The organism is Stenotrophomonas sp. SMYL41 (assembly GCF_036319965.1).
GTDB lineage: Bacteria > Pseudomonadota > Gammaproteobacteria > Xanthomonadales > Xanthomonadaceae > Stenotrophomonas > Stenotrophomonas maltophilia_R.
This window is the reverse complement of record NZ_JAWIRX010000011.1, coordinates 86,701-104,692: the sequence shown is the minus strand read 5'-3', so window position 1 is coordinate 104,692 and position 17,992 is coordinate 86,701. Positions and strand designations below refer to the sequence as shown.

The 17,992-nt window shown below is 66.8% G+C and carries 19 protein-coding genes and 1 tRNA gene; 14 read left to right on the top strand and 6 right to left on the bottom strand.

Annotation, left to right across the window (positions count from 1 at the left end; translation table 11 throughout):
* Positions 1–399 precede the first annotated feature (399 nt).
* Complete coding sequence (locus V3B30_RS14170; protein WP_262083825.1) at positions 400–603, top strand: hypothetical protein; 204 nt, start codon at positions 400–402, stop codon at positions 601–603.
* Positions 604–1,334: 731 nt separating this feature from the next.
* Here V3B30_RS14170 and V3B30_RS14165 read toward each other — a convergent pair.
* A tRNA-Arg gene (locus tag V3B30_RS14165) sits at positions 1,335–1,411 on the bottom strand.
* A 183-nt stretch (positions 1,412–1,594) separates the two neighbouring features.
* Here V3B30_RS14165 and V3B30_RS14160 point away from each other — a divergent pair.
* The 7 genes from V3B30_RS14160 (at position 1,595) to V3B30_RS14130 (ending at position 8,182) form a co-directional block, all read left to right on the top strand.
* The gene (locus V3B30_RS14160) at positions 1,595–3,127 is read left to right on the top strand and encodes an aldehyde dehydrogenase family protein (RefSeq protein WP_049445849.1); all 1,533 of its coding nucleotides are present in this window, start codon (positions 1,595–1,597) and stop codon (positions 3,125–3,127) included.
* Positions 3,127–3,930 (top strand): SDR family NAD(P)-dependent oxidoreductase, encoded by an 804-nt coding sequence (locus V3B30_RS14155; RefSeq protein WP_329809675.1) that lies wholly within the window; start codon positions 3,127–3,129, stop codon positions 3,928–3,930. The genes V3B30_RS14160 and V3B30_RS14155 overlap by 1 nt, the downstream gene beginning before the upstream one ends.
* Positions 3,931–4,068: 138 nt before the next feature.
* Positions 4,069–4,353 (top strand): DUF4190 domain-containing protein, encoded by a 285-nt coding sequence (locus V3B30_RS14150; protein ID WP_100472091.1) that lies wholly within the window; start codon positions 4,069–4,071, stop codon positions 4,351–4,353.
* Positions 4,354–4,357: 4 nt separating this feature from the next.
* Entirely contained in the window at positions 4,358–5,128 is a 771-nt protein-coding gene (locus tag V3B30_RS14145; protein WP_262083827.1) for a class I SAM-dependent methyltransferase, read from the top strand.
* Between the two features lie 8 nt (positions 5,129–5,136).
* The gene (locus V3B30_RS14140) at positions 5,137–6,192 is read left to right on the top strand and encodes a quinone-dependent dihydroorotate dehydrogenase (protein WP_100472089.1); all 1,056 of its coding nucleotides are present in this window, start codon (positions 5,137–5,139) and stop codon (positions 6,190–6,192) included.
* An 8-nt stretch (positions 6,193–6,200) separates the two neighbouring features.
* A complete protein-coding gene (gene murB, locus V3B30_RS14135) occupies positions 6,201–7,262 on the top strand; it encodes a UDP-N-acetylmuramate dehydrogenase (protein WP_262083828.1) in 1,062 nt (353 codons plus the stop codon).
* A 32-nt stretch (positions 7,263–7,294) separates the two neighbouring features.
* On the top strand, positions 7,295–8,182 hold the full coding sequence (locus V3B30_RS14130; protein ID WP_262083858.1) for a DMT family transporter: 888 nt from the start codon (positions 7,295–7,297) through the stop codon (positions 8,180–8,182).
* Positions 8,183–8,215: 33 nt separating this feature from the next.
* Here the strand turns inward: V3B30_RS14130 and V3B30_RS14125 are convergent, their stop codons facing one another.
* Both V3B30_RS14125 and V3B30_RS14120 read right to left on the bottom strand, forming a co-directional pair.
* Positions 8,216–9,220 (bottom strand): aminoglycoside phosphotransferase family protein, encoded by a 1,005-nt coding sequence (locus V3B30_RS14125; protein ID WP_100472087.1) that lies wholly within the window; start codon positions 9,218–9,220, stop codon positions 8,216–8,218.
* 119 nt (positions 9,221–9,339) lie between these two features.
* Positions 9,340–9,747, bottom strand: coding sequence for a hypothetical protein (locus tag V3B30_RS14120; RefSeq protein WP_262083829.1), 408 nt, complete (start codon positions 9,745–9,747; stop codon positions 9,340–9,342).
* Positions 9,748–10,065: 318 nt separating this feature from the next.
* On the opposite strand from V3B30_RS14120, the gene V3B30_RS14115 reads away from it, so the two are divergent.
* Positions 10,066–10,491 carry a DoxX family protein gene (locus tag V3B30_RS14115; RefSeq protein WP_262083830.1) on the top strand — a complete coding sequence of 142 codons (426 nt, stop codon included), beginning with the start codon at positions 10,066–10,068 and terminating at the stop codon, positions 10,489–10,491.
* Here V3B30_RS14115 and V3B30_RS14110 read toward each other — a convergent pair.
* Together V3B30_RS14110 and V3B30_RS14105 are read right to left on the bottom strand one after the other, a co-directional pair.
* Positions 10,464–11,267: an APH(3')-II family aminoglycoside O-phosphotransferase gene (locus tag V3B30_RS14110; protein ID WP_262083831.1), complete on the bottom strand. Its 804-nt coding sequence runs from the start codon at positions 11,265–11,267 to the stop codon at positions 10,464–10,466. The two genes, V3B30_RS14115 and V3B30_RS14110, sit on opposite strands and share 28 nt — an antisense overlap.
* Before the next feature lie 41 nt (positions 11,268–11,308).
* Positions 11,309–11,812, bottom strand: coding sequence for a DUF2938 domain-containing protein (locus V3B30_RS14105; protein WP_100472084.1), 504 nt, complete (start codon positions 11,810–11,812; stop codon positions 11,309–11,311).
* 55 nt (positions 11,813–11,867) lie between these two features.
* Between V3B30_RS14105 and V3B30_RS14100 the strand changes: the two genes are divergently transcribed.
* The 4 genes from V3B30_RS14100 (at position 11,868) to V3B30_RS14085 (ending at position 16,073) form a co-directional block, all read left to right on the top strand.
* Positions 11,868–12,542, top strand: coding sequence for a metalloregulator ArsR/SmtB family transcription factor (locus V3B30_RS14100; protein ID WP_262083832.1), 675 nt, complete (start codon positions 11,868–11,870; stop codon positions 12,540–12,542).
* A 14-nt stretch (positions 12,543–12,556) separates the two neighbouring features.
* On the top strand, positions 12,557–13,285 hold the full coding sequence (locus V3B30_RS14095) for a GNAT family N-acetyltransferase (protein ID WP_262083833.1): 729 nt from the start codon (positions 12,557–12,559) through the stop codon (positions 13,283–13,285).
* A 28-nt stretch (positions 13,286–13,313) separates the two neighbouring features.
* On the top strand, positions 13,314–14,030 hold the full coding sequence (locus tag V3B30_RS14090; protein ID WP_262083834.1) for an SDR family oxidoreductase: 717 nt from the start codon (positions 13,314–13,316) through the stop codon (positions 14,028–14,030).
* A 96-nt stretch (positions 14,031–14,126) separates the two neighbouring features.
* Complete coding sequence (locus tag V3B30_RS14085) at positions 14,127–16,073, top strand: EAL domain-containing protein (protein WP_262083835.1); 1,947 nt, start codon at positions 14,127–14,129, stop codon at positions 16,071–16,073.
* On the opposite strand, the gene V3B30_RS14080 is transcribed toward V3B30_RS14085, so the two are convergent.
* Positions 16,070–16,681 carry a TetR/AcrR family transcriptional regulator gene (locus V3B30_RS14080; RefSeq protein ID WP_262083836.1) on the bottom strand — a complete coding sequence of 204 codons (612 nt, stop codon included), beginning with the start codon at positions 16,679–16,681 and terminating at the stop codon, positions 16,070–16,072. The genes V3B30_RS14085 and V3B30_RS14080 overlap by 4 nt on opposite strands.
* 104 nt (positions 16,682–16,785) lie before the next feature.
* Between V3B30_RS14080 and V3B30_RS14075 the strand changes: the two genes are divergently transcribed.
* Positions 16,786–17,862, top strand: a complete 1,077-nt coding sequence (locus tag V3B30_RS14075; protein WP_262083837.1) for an MBL fold metallo-hydrolase — start codon at positions 16,786–16,788, stop codon at positions 17,860–17,862.
* Positions 17,863–17,992 lie beyond the last annotated feature (130 nt).

Sequence of the window (17,992 nt, the reverse complement as noted above, 5' to 3'; positions counted from 1 at the left end):
TAGAGAATGGACGTACAGATTTCCAGCAGGCGTCATGCCCACACGTCGATTGTAGGACATGAAAATTTGCACATCCGAGACATAGTTCGAAATTGGCGTGCAAAGAACGCAAATTCGCGTTACCTGTGATCAATTGAAAAACCCCCTCTAACCGAACCCAAACGGAAACTCAGCAACGTCCACGATGAAGATCATGACGGAGTTGCTGTCGGCCGCCGCCTGCCATGGAGTCCAACCGGTCAGCCTCGTGTTGAACCTAGCGCCGAACAGCCACGAGGATCTGCTGCAGCAGTTGTCCGACATCCGCGTCATGCAGACGCGAATGGTTCTCCGTAAGGACCGAGACTGTCCCACGCGCCACCCTCTGCCTTGTTTGCAGCACAGCACAAAGAGAGAGTCATGCGCGTACTGATCACCACCGCTTTCATCGCGACAATGCTTGCCACCAGCTGCACGACTGCACTAGGTGTGATCCACGGCCGGGTGGTTGAACTGCACCAGGAAACCGCCACTGATAGCGAGACGCTGGATGCGTTCGTTGTCAGAATCGTCCCACGCGTCCTGCAGGCATCGAAGACAGCCCGTGCCACGGTTTGCGGATAGGTAGAACAGGTCGCTGGTCGGAACACCGTCCAGCTGAGGATTGATGGATTCCTGAGCGATTGCGGTCTGCCGCAATCGGATCTGCCCTACCTGCTGGTGAATGGGACCGCTGTCGACGGCAGGGAAAACCATTTCTCACTGGCCAACCGCGATCACCCGGGCTACTTGATCACCCTGTGGCCAGTGAAGTTCCAGGGTGCTTCCGGCGCCCGGACGGTCAGTCGTTCCTGACGTCCGCGACCAACCCAATCGCTTGGTAGGAACCATAGAACGCCGGCGGTGGCATGGGAGATGGCGTGGGGTCTCGCATGCATTTCGAGAGATGTCGAAGCCCTGGGTATAGACAGCGCCTGACCCGGTGCGAAATCCGACTGCTTTCGTGTAGACCCATCGCGTCCACCATTGAGGGCCACCGCCGGCAGCCGTACAAATGATCGCTGTGAAGACGCTCACGTTCGAGAGCGCCACGCAGAATCCATCAGCCTGTGGCATGGGGTAGGTAATGGCCTGCGTGCTGTTGGCCATCGCGATGATTCGGAGATATTTGTACCGAGAATCGAACACCACCCGGTTGCTTGCCGGGTTCTCACCCGAAGCCCACCGGTAGTGAGGAACGCAATCTGCGCAACGTCGGTCGTGTCGAAGCTGTGCCAAGCGTGCCAAAGCAGCGCTTCACCATGGCGTCCTAACACATCGCCCAAACCTGCCAAGTGCCGCAAGCCATTGATTTATGGTGACCCCGGCCCGATTCGAACGGGCGACCTTCCCCTTAGGAGGGGGACGCTCTATCCAGCTGAGCTACGGGGCCATGCAGCCGGGAAGTTTACAGGCAACGTGCCCTGCCCTCCAAGCATTCATGTTCGGCCCCGCCCGGCTGGCGCGTTGCACCATGGCCGGACAGGGCGCTCTGCTACCATCGGCGATTCAGTTCATCGCGTCCCCCACCTGCCCGCGATGGCGCCAAACAACGTAACGAAACACAGGAGTCTGCATGTCTTCCGAGCTGCTCAAGTCCCTTGGCCTGGACGCGATCAACGCTGGCACGTACCTGGGCAACGGGGAGTGGTCGAGCGCGACCAGCGGTGAGCTGATCACCCCGGTCAACCCGACCACCGGCGAGCCGATCGCGCAGGTCCGCGCGACCACCGAGGCCGAGTACGAGACCGTCGTCGCCCGCGCCCAGGAAGCCTTCAAGGTCTGGCGCACCACGCCGGCCCCGCGCCGCGGTGAAGCCGTGCGCCTGTGCGGCGAAGCGCTGCGCAGGCACAAGGACGCCCTGGGCTCGCTGGTTGCCCTGGAAATGGGCAAGAGCAAGCCGGAAGGTGATGGCGAAGTGCAGGAGATGATCGACATCGCCGATTTCGCCGTGGGCCAGAGCCGCATGCTGTACGGCTACACGATGCATTCCGAGCGCCCCGGCCACCGCATGTACGAGCAGTACCACCCGCTGGGCCTGGTCGGCATCATCTCGGCCTTCAACTTCCCGGTCGCGGTGTGGAGCTGGAATTCCTTCCTGGCCGCCATCTGTGGCGACGTGTGCATCTGGAAGCCGTCCAACAAGACGCCGCTGACCGCCATCGCCTCGCTGAAGATCTGCAACGACGCCCTGCGCGAAGCCGGCTTCCCGGACATCTTCTTCCTGATCAACGATGCCGGCACCGCGCTGTCGGAAAAGATGGTCGATGACCGTCGCGTGCCGCTGATCAGCTTCACCGGGTCGACCCAGGTCGGCCGCACCGTCAACGAGAAGGTCGCACGCCGTCTCGGCCGCTGCCTGCTGGAACTCGGCGGCAACAACGCCATCATCCTGGACGAAACCGCCGACCTGAAGCTGGCCGTGCCGGGTATCGTGTTCGGCGCCGTCGGCACCGCCGGCCAGCGCTGCACCACCACCCGCCGCCTGATCGTGCACCGCTCGATCTACGCCGACGTGCTGGCCACCCTGGTCAAGGCCTACAAGCAGGTGGAAGGCAAGATCGGCGACCCGACCGACGCCGCCAACCTGATGGGCCCGCTCAACAGCGACGGCGCCGTGCAGCAGTTCCTCGATGCGATCGCCCAGGCCAAGGCCGCCGGCGGCACCATCGAAACCGGCGGCACCCGCATCGACCGCGCCGGCAACTTCGTGCTGCCGGCGATCGTCTCCGGCCTGAAGAACAGCGACGCCGTGGTCCAGCACGAAACCTTCGCGCCGATCCTGTACGTGATGCCGTACGACAGCATCGACGAAGCCATCGACATGCAGAACGGCGTGCCGCAGGGCCTGTCGTCCTCGATCTTCACCCAGAACCTGAAGACCGCCGAGAAGTTCCTGTCGGCCGCCGGCAGCGACTGCGGCATCGCCAACATCAACATCGGCACGTCCGGTGCGGAGATCGGCGGCGCCTTCGGTGGCGAGAAGGACACCGGCGGTGGCCGCGAGTCCGGTTCGGATGCATGGAAGGTCTACATGCGCCGCCAGACCAACACCATCAACTATTCGGATTCGCTGCCGCTGGCCCAGGGCATCAAGTTCGACCTGTGATGGCAAACGACGCGGACACGTCCATGGGTCAGAGCCCCTCCGGGGCTCCGACCCTCGATTTCAGCGGGCGCCGCGTGCTGATCGCCGGCGGCAGCAAGGGCATTGGCCGTGAAATGGCGCTGGCGTTTGCCGGCGCCGGCGCGCAGGTCGCGGTCTGCGCGCGCGGCCAGGCCGGTCTGGATGCCTTGCGCACCGATGCACGGGCGCAGGGCTTCGAACTGCACGCGTTTTCCGCCGATCTGGCCGACCCCGGCCAGATCCAGGCCTGGCTGCAGGCCGCTGCCGACGCGCTCGGTGGCATTGACGTGCTGGTCAACAACGCCACCGGCTACGGCATGGCCGACGACGAGGACGGCTGGGCCGCCAGCCTGCAGATCGACCTGATGGCCGCCGTGCGCGCCTCACGCCTGGCACTGCCGTGGCTGCGCGCATCCGGCGATGCCTGCATCCTCAACCTGTCTTCGATTGCCGCGCAGCAGCCGCGTCCCGGTGGCGCACCCTATGCCGCCGCCAAGGCCGCGCTTTCGCACTACACCACCTCGCAGGCGCTGGCGCTGGCCAAGGACCGGATCCGGGTAAATGCCATCGCGCCGGGCTCGATCGAGTTCGATGACGGCCTCTGGGACCGCCGCCGCAACGAAAACCCGGCGCTGTACCACGGCACCCTGGCGAAGATTCCGTTCGGCCGCTTTGGCCACCCGCGCGAGATCGCCGACGCCGCCCTGTTCCTGTGCTCGCCGCTGGCGCGCTGGGTCACTGGCAGCGTGCTCAACGTGGATGGCGGCCAGGTGTTGATGGGCTGACACCGGCACTCCGGTAACTGCCAACCCGGGTTGGCATGCCTTTCGTCGACCAGGGTCGACGCCTGCCATCGTATCCGCCGGGCATGGGATTGCCGGGGCAGACGCACTATCATGTGCACACTGCCAAGGAGGACCCCGATGAGCGTGGCACCCCGACAGACAAGCGCCCTGGCCGTGGTCAGCCTGGTCATGGGCATCGCCAGCTGGACCGTCCTGCCCTTCGTGGCCAGCATCGTGGCCATCATCACCGGCCACATGGCCCGCGCCGAAATCCGTCGCCGCCCGCACGAACTGGAAGGCGATGGCCTGGCCGTCACCGGCCTGGTGCTGGGCTGGGTGATGGCCGGCGCCGTGATCGCCGCCATCCTGGTCTTCATCCTGTTCTTCGGCGGCCTGGCCTGGCTGGCGGCGGTGTCGAACTGACGCCATGACCACTTCCGACAGCACCGAACGCTTCAGCAGCCGTGTCGCCGACTACGTCCGCTACCGGCCCGACTACCCACCCGCGCTGCTGGACTGGCTGCACGGCCCGATGGGCGTCAGCCAGCAGGCGCGTGTCGCCGACATCGGCGCCGGTACCGGTATTTCCAGCCGCCTGTTCCTGGCCAGCGGCCATCCCGTTGTCGCGGTTGAGCCCAATGCGGCCATGCGGGCCGCGGCCGAAGCATGGCTGGCACCGCGGTATCCGCAGTTCCGTGCGGTGGACGGCCGCGCCGAGGCCACCGGACTGGCCGACACCAGCATCGATCTGGTCAGTGTCGCGCAGGCGTTTCACTGGTTCGACACCGTGGCGGTGCGCGCCGAGTGGCAGCGCATCCTGCGCCCGGGTGGCCTGGCACTGATCTACTGGAATTCGCGCCTGCTCGACGCCAGTCCGTTCCTGGTCGGCTACGAACAGCTGCTTCTGGATTACGGCACCGACTACTCCGCCGTGGCGGAGCGCTACCAGGACGATGCCACCATGCAAGCCTGGTTCGGCGCAGGCCTGCGCGGCATGGTGGAGCTGCCGAACGTACAGCACCTGGACTTCGATGCCCTGCGCGGGCGCCTGCTGTCCTCCTCCTACGCGCCCCAATCCGGTCATCCGCGCCACGCGCCGATGATCGACGCTCTGCAGGACCTGTTCGCCGCCCACGCGGTCGACGGCCAGGTCGCTTTTGAATATCGAACCCGAGCCTTCCTCGGCACGCTGGACTGAACCGACGCATGTATTCGCTTGCCCGCCCCTTCCTGTTCTCGCTCGACGCCGAGCGCGCCCACGGCCTCGGCCTGTCCGCACTGGACCTGGCCTATCGCACCGGCACCACGCCGCTGCTGGCCGCACGCATCGCGCCGATGCCCAGCACGGTGTTCGGGCTGACCTTCCCCAATCCGGTCGGCCTGGCCGCCGGCCTGGACAAGAACGGCGAGCACATCGATGCATTGTTCGCGCTGGGGTTCGGCTTCGTCGAGATCGGCACCATCACGCCGCGCCCGCAGGCCGGCAATCCGCAGCCGCGCCTGTTCCGGCTGCCGGCGCACAACGCGATCATCAACCGCATGGGCTTCAACAATGCGGGCGTGGACGCACTGGTGCGCAACGTCGAGCGCGCACGCAACCGCCGCGGCCTGCTCGGCATCAACATCGGCAAGAACAAGGACACCCCCAACGAACAGGCCGTGGACGACTACATCGCCTGCATGGACAAGGTGTACCCGCTGGCCGACTACATCACGGTCAACATCTCCTCGCCCAACACCGCCGGCCTGCGTGAACTGCAGGAAGAGACCGCACTGCGCCAGCTGGTCAGCCAGCTGCGTGACCGCCAGGAAGCCCTGGCTGCGCAGCATGGTCGCCGCGTGCCGATGCTGGTGAAGGTGGCGCCGGACCTCAGTGACCGCGACATCGATGCCGCCGCGCGCGTGCTGGGCGAACTGCAGGTGGACGGCGTGATCGCCACCAACACCACCATCGACCACGGCAAGGTGGCCGGCGACCCGCTGGCCAACGAGGCCGGTGGCCTGTCCGGTGCGCCGGTGCTGGAGCAGTCCACACTGGTGCTGCGCCGCCTGCGCTCGCGCCTGCCCGAATCCGTGCCGCTGGTCGGCGTCGGCGGCATCCTGTCCGGCGCCGATGCCGTGGCCAAGATGGCCGCAGGCGCGGCACTGGTGCAGTGCTACAGCGGCCTGATCTTCCGTGGCCCTGCCCTCGTCTCCGAATGCGTGGAGGCGATCCGTCGCCGCCGCGAAGCGCCGAGCCGCGGCGCGGTGGCGCCGCTGTGAGCGCGCCCATGGATACCAACGATGGCGACACCCCGGTGCGCTGGACGCTCACCCGCAATGCCCCACTGCAGGCACTGAATACCTTCCATGTGCAGGCGAGCGCCGCGCAGCTGCTGGAGCTGCACGATGCCGCGCTGCTGCCGGAAGTACTGGCGCTGCCCGAGGTGGCCAACGGCCCATTGCTGGTGCTGGGTGCCGGCAGCAATGTACTGATCGCCGAGGACCTGCCGGGCACCGTGCTGGTGTTCGGCAACCGTGACATCAGCTTCCTCGAACATCGTGCCGACCATGCGGTGATCCGCGCCGGTGCGGGCGTGCCGTGGCACGGGCTGGTGATGTGGTCGCTGCAGGAGGGCCTGTCCGGCCTGGAGAACCTGGCCCTCATTCCCGGTACGGCCGGTGCCGCACCGATCCAGAACATCGGCGCCTATGGCGCGCAGGTCGGCGAGTTCATCCAGGCGGTCGAAGCCTGGGACTGCCAGGAGCAGGCCTGGGTACGGCTGGACAACGAACAATGTGGCTTCGCCTACCGCGACAGCGTGTTCAAGCAGCAGCCTGACCGCTACCTGATCACCGCCATCGAACTGAAGCTGCCGCTGCTGCATGACCTGCGCATGGACTACGCCGGCATCCGCGAGGAACTGCAGGCACAGGGCGTGGAGCTGCCGGGTGCGGTCGACGTGGCCAATGCGGTGATCGCGATCCGCCGCCGCAAGCTGCCCGATCCGGATGTGCTCGGCAACGCCGGCAGCTTCTTCAAGAACCCGGTGCTGCCGCTGGAACAGGTCGACGTGCTGCTGCAGCACTTCCCCGACCTGCCCGTGTTCCCGGCCGAGCACGACGACAAGCGCAAGGTCTCTGCGGCGTGGATGATCGAGTCCTGCGGCTGGAAGGGCTTCCGCGAAGGCGATGCCGGCGTGGCCCCCAGCCATGCACTGGTACTGGTCAACCACGGCAACGCCACGGGTGCTGAACTGCTGGCGCTGGCACGCCGCATTTCGGCCTCGGTGCTGGAGAAGTTCGGCGTGCCGATCGAACCGGAGCCCCGCCTGCTCGGCGCACAGTGGTGAACAGCCCCGTCCTTTCCCCCGGCGCCACCCCGATGCGGGCGGCGCTGCTGATGCTCGGCAGCACCATGGCATTTGGCCTGATGGCGGTGGCCATCCGCTATGCCACCCGTTACGTGCCAACCCAGGAAGTGGCCTTCTTCCGCAACGCCTTCGGCCTGCTGGCGCTGCTGCCGATGCTGTTGCGCCCGGGCCATGCACCACTGAAGACGCAGCAACTGCCGCGCTATTTCGTGCGCAGTGCGATCGGCCTGGGTTCGATGCTGTGTGCGTTCTGGGCGCTCGGCCACCTGCCGTTGGCGCAGGCGGTCTCGCTCTCCTACTCCACGCCGCTGTTCGTCACCATTGCCGCCGTGCTGTGGCTGGGCGAAACCGTGCGTGTGCGCCGCTGGGCGGCGGTCGTGGTCGGCTTCATCGGCGTGCTGGTGATCGTGCGTCCCGGCACCGCCGGTTTCACCGCTGGCAGCCTGGTCGCGGTGGCCGCCGCCGTGCTGAGTTCGCTGGTCGCGATCCAGATCAAGCAGCTCACCCGCGTCGACAGTGCTGACACCGTGGTGCTCTACACCTACGTGTTCTGGGTACCGCTGTCGCTGGTACCGGCGCTGTTCGTCTGGGTCTGGCCGACCGGCACTGCTTGGCTGTGGCTGCTCGCCACTGGCGTGCTCGGCACCATCGGCCAGCTGCTGTGGACCCGCGCGCTAAGGCTGGGCGAAGTCTCCGCCCTGACTCCGATCAGCTTCCTGCAGCTGCCGCTGGTGACGCTGTTCGGCTGGTTGCTGTTCAACGAAAGCGTGGACCGCTGGACCATCATCGGTGCCGGCATCATCCTCGCCGCCAACGCCTATATCGCCCACCGCGAAGCCGTGCTGTCGCGCCGCGCCGCAAGCGCAGCGGCGTCGGCAGCGGCCAAGCCCGCCGAGTAGATCCCCGCCACGCGTGGATGATTCCTGTGCGCCTTACAGCGCGCGATATGCACGCTCTGCCGCGTCGAACACATTGCCCGGTGCGAACTGCTCGCCCAGGTAGTGCAGCGTCTGCCGGCGCAGCTGCGGCGAACGATCCTCTCCATCGCTGCCCAGCAGGACCTGCTGGAACTCGATCAGGTCCTGCAGGATGCGCCAGTGCCGGTACCAGGCGATCCAGCGCGGGTCGCCGTGGTCGCTGCCATAGCCTTCCTCGAATCCCCCCGGGTTCTCGCGGCCCCAGCGCCCGCCCACCGCAGCACCGATGAACATCAGGTCGCGCTCGCGCGGCGCCAGCGACAGGCCATCCCAGTCGATCAGGTGCAGGCCGCCGTCGTTGCCCATCAGCAGATTGCCGGCATGCAGGTCGGTATGGCACAGGTGCAGCGCCACCGGGACATCCTGCAACGCCGCGTGCAACTGCAGTGCCTGCGCATGCAGCGCCGCGATGCGCGCATGCTGCTGGTCCCATACGGAAACAAAGGCACGGCCCAGCCCATCCTTGGCGGCGGCCAGGCCCTCACCAGCCAACCATTGCCCGACGGTATCAAGCGCCGCGGTCTCCATCCGCAGGCTCGGCAACGCCTCCTTCAGCTGCGGTGGCGGGCATGCCTCGTGCAGGCGCCGCAGCACCTCGCCCAACCGTTGCCACTGCGTGCGACTCAACGCCGCCTCGAAGCCGGACTGGCCTTCCACATACGGGAACAGGGTGAACTGCAGGCCCCAGCGCTGCACCGACGCTCCACCGGTCAGGGCCGGCCAGGGCGCGACGATTTCCTCGATGCCCAGCGTGCCGCGCAGCCAATGCAGGGTATCCCAGACGGCAGGGGCAACCTGGTACCTGCGGCATTTCAACCACCATTGCCCGCGCCGTGCGTCGACGCGGTACACGCTGGCGTTGGCATCGGCGCCAACCGGGCGTGGCACCACGGCAGTGGGGGTGATGCCATAGGATTGTTGCAGGACTTCGCCGAGATGCTGCGCCGAAGCGAATGACATGGATGCAAGCGGAAAGTATTACCTGCCGCTACTATCGCAGATGCACGGGCCGAGACACAGACATGTCCGTCACAGCATCGTGCAAGCGCGCCCGACGTGCCAGGCGGCGACGCGCCGCATCACCGCTTCCAGCTGCCCCCGCGCGAACCGCCAGGACCACAGCCACGCTGCCCCCGTGGCCAGCACCACGCCCACCCCGCCAGCGTGACGGAGGTCGCCGATGCCTGGCCTTCCGGAAGGTGGAAGAAGCCCGCCAGCCAACCCGTGCTCTCGGCCGGCACGGCCATGGCCAGGCGGAAATTGACCAGCACGTGCTGCAATTGCCTGCGGTGGGCGGCGAAGGCCTCGGCCAAGGCAGGGTTGCGTGCACTCTCGGCCACCACTTCGGCCGCAAGCGTTGCCCATTCCGGCCGCCGGTACAGCGCATGGAAATCCTGCGGGAACACCAGGACCTGCGCGCGTGCCCCATCGGCCGCCGCCAAACGCTGCAGCATCGGAGCCAGTTCTTCGTTTTCGTCCAGCGCCACCGCGAGGATGATGCCTCCTTGCCCGGGACATGGTTGTGGAGGTTGCAGAAGCTGACGCCGGCCGCCTGCGCGATGCCTCGCATGCTGGCCTGGTGCAACCCCTGGCACGGAAGCACTGCAGCGCCGCCTGCAGGATCAGGGCCACGCGCTGCTCATTGCGGTCGATTCGGCTCACCTCGCAAATAGCGAACGTACGTTCGTGCATTTAAAGGATGGAGAGCATGCCGCCGCCGGGCTTCGTTCAGCCCGCCTTGACCTCAACTGCGGTTGAGGCCCGATGCTGCGCGGCCTGTCCCACGCTCAACCCGGAGTTCCTGCATGCCACAGATGATCACCACCCTGCTCGACAGCCGCGTGCTGTGGTTCCTCGCCCGACTGCTGCTGGCCGTGGTGTTCCTGTCCTCGGGCCTGGCCAAGCTGCTGGCGTGGGACACAAGCGTGGCCGAAATGCACGCGGCCGGATTGCAACCGCCCGTGCTGTTCAACATCGCCAGCGCCGCGGTGCTGCTGGGCGGCGCACTGTGCCTGCTGCTCGATCGCCTGCTCTGGCTGGGCAGTGGCGCGCTGGCAGTGTTCATGCTGCTGACCATCGTCATCGTGCATACCTTCTGGAACAAGCACGGCGCCGAACAGCAGCTGGCCCTGTTCTTCGCGTTGGAACACCTGAGCGTGGTCGGTGGCCTGATCTGCGCGGCCATCGCCAGCCATGCGCGGGCTCAGAAGAACTCGTCGAGCAACCGGTAGAACGCCAGCCGGCGCTCGTCGGCCACCGCGCCGTAGCGTTGGAACAGCGGCGCGACCCAACGCGTGTCGCCGAAGTTGTGGACCAGACTGCGCGCGGCCAACGCCAGGTCCTGGTAACGGTCGGCCACACCCAGCCGGCCACAGTCGATGAAACCACTGAAGCGTCCCTCGGCCACCATCAGATTCGGCAGGCACGCATCGCCATGGCTGACCACCAGGTCTTCATGGTCGGGCCGGGTGCTGCACAGTTCGGCGAAGACCTGCTCCGGACTCTGCCCCAGGCGCTCATCATCGAAATCATCGGCATCCACCAGGTCCGCTTCAACGCGGGCCTGCGCGGCCTGCACGCGCGACGCCAGTCGCTGGTCGAACGGACAGGCTGCCACCGGCAACGCATGCAGCCCGCGTAGCGCGTCGGCCAGCAGGTCCACCAACTGCTGCGGCGCGAGTTCCGGCGACGAGGCCAGATCGCGACCGGGCAGCGCGCTCATCAGCAACCAGCGCCGGCCCGTCTCTTCGGCAGTGGCAATCACCGTCGGTGCCGGTTGTCCCTGTGCCTGCAGCCAACGCAGGCGCGCGATCTCATCGCCCAGCTCACTGAAGGCGTCGATCACTTCCGACTTCAGGAAGGCATCGGCCTGGCCCGGCCGACGCACGCGGGCAACATCCGCACGCGACACACCGATCGATTGCCGCTCGATGCGCGCATCGGCCAACGCGTCCTGCCACGCCCACGGCAGCGGCATGTCATCAGTGGTGGATTTGGGTGATTCCATGCCGAGGTGTTCCTGTTGCCGGTGACCCTGCGGATTCTTGCTCATCCTGCACGGACAGCGGCCAACAGCAGCGCGGAAAGGTACATGCCTGCACCGAACACACTGTGCGCCACCAGGCTGCGCAGGCGCGCCTTGCCCGGCGCCGGGGTCTTCGAAGCGGCAATGCCCGCGCCCATGCCCGGCTGCAGGATGAGGAACGGTGCGGCGACGCTGAGGATGCCGAAGGCCAGCGCCGGCCACAGTGTCGGCGCCTGCACCCAGCCGTTCCCCACCGCGGCCAGCAGCAACGCGGCGAAGACCACACCGATCACGTAATGCGCGGTCCAACCCAGCGCGCGCTCGCCACTGACCGCTGCCGAGCGGCCGATACCGTCGTGGCGGAAGCGCCCGCGCGGCAGGTGGCCCAGCCAACGCCCGACCATCGCGAAATCCAGCGAGGGAATGCCGAGCAGCCTTCGCTGCACCAGCGCCCACAGGTCCATCACTGCGGTTGCTCCCACGCCGACTACCACCGCATCCATCACCAATGTCGCCACGCCAACCATATCACCTACCTTCAATTATTTGCTTGAATGATAGAGCGATGCTAGCGTGGCCCGCATGAACGCTGCAACAGAGCCACCGCCCTCACCGCCCTCACCGCTGGAGGCCTTGGCCGAGATCGCCCGCACGCTCGGCCACGCCCATCGCCTGGCCCTGCTGGAGCACATCGCCCAGGGCGAGCGCGCCGTGGAACGCCTGGCCGAACTGACCGGGCTGTCGGTGGCCAATACCTCCCAGCATCTGCAGCAGCTGCGCCGTGCCGGCCTCGTTCAGACCCGACGCGATGGCAAGCGCATCCTCTACCGCAGTGGTGAGGGTCCGTTGGGCAACCTGCTGGCCGCGCTGCGCGACTATGCCGACCACCAACGCAGCGAAATGCATGGCGTGATCCACGACAGCCTGCAGCGCCGCGATGCTCTGGAAGGCCTGACCGTCGAGCAGTTGCTGGAACAACGCGGCAGCGTGGTGCTGCTGGATGTGCGGCCGCGCGAGGAATTCGATCTGGGTCACCTGCCCGGCGCGCTGAACATTCCCGTTACGGAACTGCGTGCACGGATGGACGAACTGCCGCGTGCCGTCCACATTGTCGCGTACTGCCGCGGTCCCTACTGCGTGCTGTCCAACGACGCGGTGGCGATGCTGCGCGAGGCCGGACTGACCGCGCAGCGGCTCGCCGCCGGTTATCCCGAATGGAAGGCCGCCGGCCTGCAGGTGGACCTGCCCCGGCGCTGAGCGAGACACCGGTCATGGATGATGTGTTTGCCCCATTAATCGATGCGACCTGGCGCAGCGTGTTCTCCGGGCAGCGCATGATGCAGGATGATCCACTGCTGCAGTTGGCGTGCAGCGATGATTTCGATGAGGGCGAGGACGGCATGCTGCTGCAGCCGGTCGCGGGCCCCGCGCGCGCACTGCTGCGCCCGGCCCTGGCCGCTCGCCTGCAACTGCACGCGCAGCCGCACTGGACGCTCCCGCAGCTGCAACTGCGCCTGCAGCAGCTCGGCCAGCGCACGCATGGCGCAGATCGCGTCTTCTACTTCCCCGCCGCAGAACTTGCGGCCCTGGCCGAGTGCCCTGCACCGCCATGTATCCGGCGTCTTAGCCCGGCCGACGCAGCCGCGTTCGACGGGTTCCAGGCCAGCGCGAGCGAGGAGGATCTGGATGCCGCCTGGGTCGAGCTGGACCACTGGCAGGTGTTCGGCGCCTTCGATGGCGAGCGGCTGGTTGCCGCGGGAAGCATGTACCCGTGGAGCCTGGATCCAGCCCTGGCCGACATGGGCGTGCTGACCCTTCCCGAAGCCCGCGGTCGCGGGCACGCGCGCCAGCTGGTACGCGCCATGGCCATGTCCGCACAGACGGCCGGGCTGCAGCCGCAGTACCGTTGCCAGCTCGACAACACCGCCTCGATCATTACCGCCGAACGCAGCGGCCTGCGTGCGTTCGCCGATTGGGACACCGTTCTGACGGCCGACTGAGGCCGCCGTAGTACAACAAGGAAGCAACATGAAATTGATGGTCATCGGCGCCAGCAGGGGCCTCGGTCGGGCGTTCGTGGAAGGCCTGTGCAGTGCAGGCGACACCGTCATCGGCGTTTCACGCAACCGACCGCGCGATATTGAATGCCCCGAGGGCGTCACCCTGCAGTGGATCAAAGCCGATCTGTCCCAGCCCACCCTGGCGGCCAATCAGATCGCGGCGCAGGCACCTGCTGATCTGGATGTGCTGATCCACAACCTGGGCATCTGGGAACAGACCGCCTTCAGCGACGAGTACGCCTTCCTCGACGAAACCGATGCCTCGCTCACCCAACTGGTCGACGTCAACATCACCGCCACCCTGGTGCTACTGCAGCGCCTGTTGCCGCGGGTGCTGGGCGCACCACGCCCGCAGCTGGTGCTGACCGGCTCGACCTCGGCACTGCCACGCAGCGGCCGCCCGGAAGTGGCGTTCGGCGCATCCAAGTTCGCGCTCAACGGCATCGCCGATGCACTGCGTGAGGGCTTCCGCGATCGCCGCCTGGCGGTGACCAGCCTGCAGCTGGGCTACCTCAACACCGACGATGCACTGTCGGTGCCGGTGGAAGAGGCCGCAGCACGCGGCGACGGCGAGCTGGTGCCGGTGCACGACGTCGTTGCGATGGTGCGCGCGTTGCTGCAGCTGTCACCGTCCGGCTTCGTGCGCGAACTGGTGCTGCCGGCCATCGCCGACCCGCGCTACTGACCCGGGCGGGCGACGCCGGGCAGCATCAGTGGCCGCGCGCGCGGCCGTGGTTTACCCTGCTCGTTACTGGCCGTCGGTCACAGGCGGGAACCTGCTATGGATGCGCTTTCACGGGTCTCGGCCCAGGTCCTGGACAGCGCCCTGCCCAGCCTGCCGCTGTACCTGCTGCAGGCCACGGCGGTGATCGGCATGATCGGTGTGCTGCTGATCGCCACCCGCCGCGCCGGCCATGCCATTGAAGGCCGTCGCCTGTATGTGGGCGTGGCACTGGGCCTGATCTACCTGTTCAACGCCTGGTTCGTGGCCCGCTATAGCCAGGGCGTGGTCAAGCTGCACCTCGGCTTCGATATCCTGCTGGTCAGTGGCCTGCTCGGCGGTTGGCGTGGCGGCCTGACCTGCCTGGCCGCCAGCCTGCTGGCCCGCTACCAGTTCGCCGGCGCCCAGTTCTTCCTGCCTGCCGGCCTGGAATCCCTGCTGCAGATGCTGGCCGGCATCTGGCTGCGCAGGCGCCTGCACCCGCGCATGCTCAACGAACTCTCGCTGCGCATGATCCTGCAGGCCTGGGGTGTGCGCATCGGCGTGACTGCGCTGGGCCTGGCACTGGGCGTGGCGATCATCGGCGCCGATCAGCTGCCGGTGGCTGAACTGGCGATCCAGCGCCTGCTGGCGCTGCCGGTCTCGCTGCTGATGCTGGGCGCGGTGTTTGCACTGGTCTACAACGACGCGCAGATCGACGCCCAGCGCCAGCGCGAGCAGGCCTGGCTGCGCATCGATCCGATCAGTGGCCTGCCCAACATGCGCGCGCTCGGCGAGCGCCTGCAGCACTACTGGCGCGACAATGATGGCGTCGGCAAGGCCTGCCTGGTGGTGGTCGAAATGGGGAACCAGCGCGATCTGCGCCTGCGCTACGGCCCACTGCAGGACAACGGGCTATGGCATCGCGGTACGCCGGCGGACGTGCACCGGTTGCTGCCATCGCTGCAGGCCGGGCAGCTGGAAATCTACCAGTTCGGTGATGCCGCGCTGGCAATTCTGGTACGTGACCTGTCGCTGTCCGAACTGCGCACGCAGCCGCAGATCACCGAGCTGGCCAGCAACCTGGCCGATCGGGTCGGCCGCGATTGGCCCGGCTTCCGGCCGCTGTTCCGCTGTGCCGTGGTCGAACTGAAGCCACCGGCCGCCGCAGACGATGGCCACCTGCCTTTCCGGGCAATCACCGTGGCGCTGAGTGCGATCGAATCCGGCGTCGTGTTCTTCGATGACCCGATCCAGCGCGACAGTGAAATCGATGCGCTGATCGAGGTCGCGCTCGAGCGCTGGCTGCAGCAGGGGGACGCGCCGCTGTGTTACCAGCCCAAGCATCGCCTGCAGGACCGCCAGCTGGTCGGCGCCGAAGCACTGCTGCGCATGCGCGACGGCGAAGGACGGCCGATTGCACCGATGCGGGTGATCTCGCTGCTGCGCCGGCAGGGCCGGCTTGCGGACCTGGAGTGGGCCACGCTGCAGTCGGCGGTGCACTTCCTGCAGCACTTCCAGCAGGACGGCGCGGCGCTGACCATTGCGGTCAATGTGTCAGCCGAATCCCTGCGCCTGCCCGACTTCGGTCTGCGCCTGCAGGAGCTGCTGCAGTTACGCGGCATCCCCGGTGCGATGCTGCGGCTGGAGATCGTCGAGTGGACCGAGATCGTCGAGCGCGACGTGGTCGATGCCAACATTGCACAGCTGCTGGCGGCCGGGGTCACCCTGTCGCTGGATGATTTCGGCGCGGGCTATTCGACCCTGATCCTGCTTTCGCAACTGGCCATCGCCGAGGTCAAGATCGAACAGGCGTTGATCGCCACACTGTCCGATGCCAAGTCGCAGTCGATCGTGCGCTTCATCGTCGAAGTCGCGCACCGCTGCGGTGCAATCGTCGTGGCCGAAGGTACTGAAACCCTGGCGCAGGAACAGCAACTGCGCGCACTGGGGGTCGATGTCGGCCAGGGCTACCTGTACTCGGCAGCGCTTCCGGCCGACGAGTTCCGTCGCTTCGCCGCCAACTAGGCCGCGTAGAAACCCAGGAACATGGCCACCGCCGATTCGGCCACCCGCGCGCGTTCCTGCGCGTTCAACGGTGGCTGCCCCATCGTCACCTGCGGCCAGAACGCGAAGCTCTTCACCAGGCCGTGCAACTGGTGGCCGGCGAACTCCGGATCGACCTGGCGCAGTCGGCCATCGGCGATTGCCGCGCGGATCCACGCACTCTCGCCGCTTTCCTTCTCGCCCATGCGGCAGACGATGGCCTGCGCCCGTTCCGGTGAGTGGATGATCTCGGCCATCGCCACCCGCGCCAGGTCGATGAAGTTGGCATCACTGAGCAGCTCAAGCTTCTGCCCCAGCAGCTGCATCAGCTGCGCCTGCAGCGGCTGGTCGGCGCGGTACGGCAGTGCGTCGCTGGCCACGCTGCGCTCCCACAGCTCCTCCAGGATCATCGAGAACAGCGCTTCCTTGCTCGGGAAGTGGTTGTAGACGGTGCGCTTGGAGACCCCGGCCGCCTCGGCGATGCGGTCCATGCTGGTCGCCTCGTAGCCCGATACACGGAACTCCTCCACCGCCGCGCGCACGATCGCGTCACGTTTACGGTCGGTCAGGCGTTGCGGGGCACGGGGCATGGCAGGAACCGGATAACTGAACGGATCTGCACATTTTACACCTGCCAGTGTACTTTTGAAAAACACGAAACTACACTGTGCAGTGTACCCAGCGGACGTCACCCATGAAGCGCCTGCTCCTTGTCCTTTTGCTTGGAATCCTCGCCGTGACCGCCTACACCTTCTGCAAGTCCTGGTCCCTCCCCGACTTCCCCGATTCGCCGCAGTACCGCGACGGCAAGTTCCGCAATGCCCTGCCCCGGCCGGCGATGGGCCTGCGCGACGGCGCGGAGATCTGGTGGACGTTCCTGTTCAACAAGCCCAAGGGCACCGTGCCCGCTCACCCGATTCCGGTGAAGCCGCTGGACCGCGCCACCCTCGATGCTGCACCGGATCGCAGCCTGTTCCGGTTGGGGCACTCCACGATCCTGCTGAAGCTGCGTGGCCAGTACTGGCTGACCGACCCGGTGTTCTCCGAGCGCGCCTCGCCGGTGCAGTGGATGGGGCCGGCGCGCTTCCATGCCCCGCCGATCAGCATCGACCAACTGCCGCCGATCGCCGGCGTGATCCTCTCGCACAACCACTACGACCATCTCGACCATGCCGCGGTAATGCAGCTGGCCGGCAACACCGCGCGCTTCATTGCGCCGCTCGGCGTGGGCGACCAGTTGATCGCCTGGGGTGTGGATGCCAGCAAGGTCGAACAGCTGGACTGGTGGCAGTCGACCGAAGCCAACGGCCTGCGCCTGACCGCTACCCCGGGCCAGCACTTCTCCGGTCGCGGGCTGGGCGACAGCGACCGCAGCCTGTGGGCATCATGGGTGATCCAGGACGGCGATTTCCGCATCTTCTTCAGCGGCGACACCGGCTACTTCGACGGCTTCAAGGCCATCGGCGAGAAGTACGGCCCGTTCGACCTGACCATGATCGAAACCGGCGCCTATGATCCGCGCTGGGCGTTCGTGCACATGCAGCCCGAGCAGACCCTGCAGGCGCACCTGGACCTGCGCGGCAAGTGGCTGCTGCCGATCCACAACGGCACCTTCGATCTGGCGCTGCACGCATGGCAACAGCCGTTCGAGCGCATCACCGCACTGGCCGCCGCAAAGAATGTGCCGGTGGCTACGCCGATGATGGGCGAAGCGCTGGACATGCAGGCGCCGCAGGCGGGCACGCGCTGGTGGGAGACGGTGGCGCTTTAACGGCGGGTGCGCGTGACCTGCGGGAAACCATGTAAAGCCGAGCCATGCTCGGCTGCGCCTACCCGAACGGCAGCCGAGCGTAGGCTCGGCTCTACGCAGAAGCGGTCTGCGCCGCTGCAGTGCGTCATGT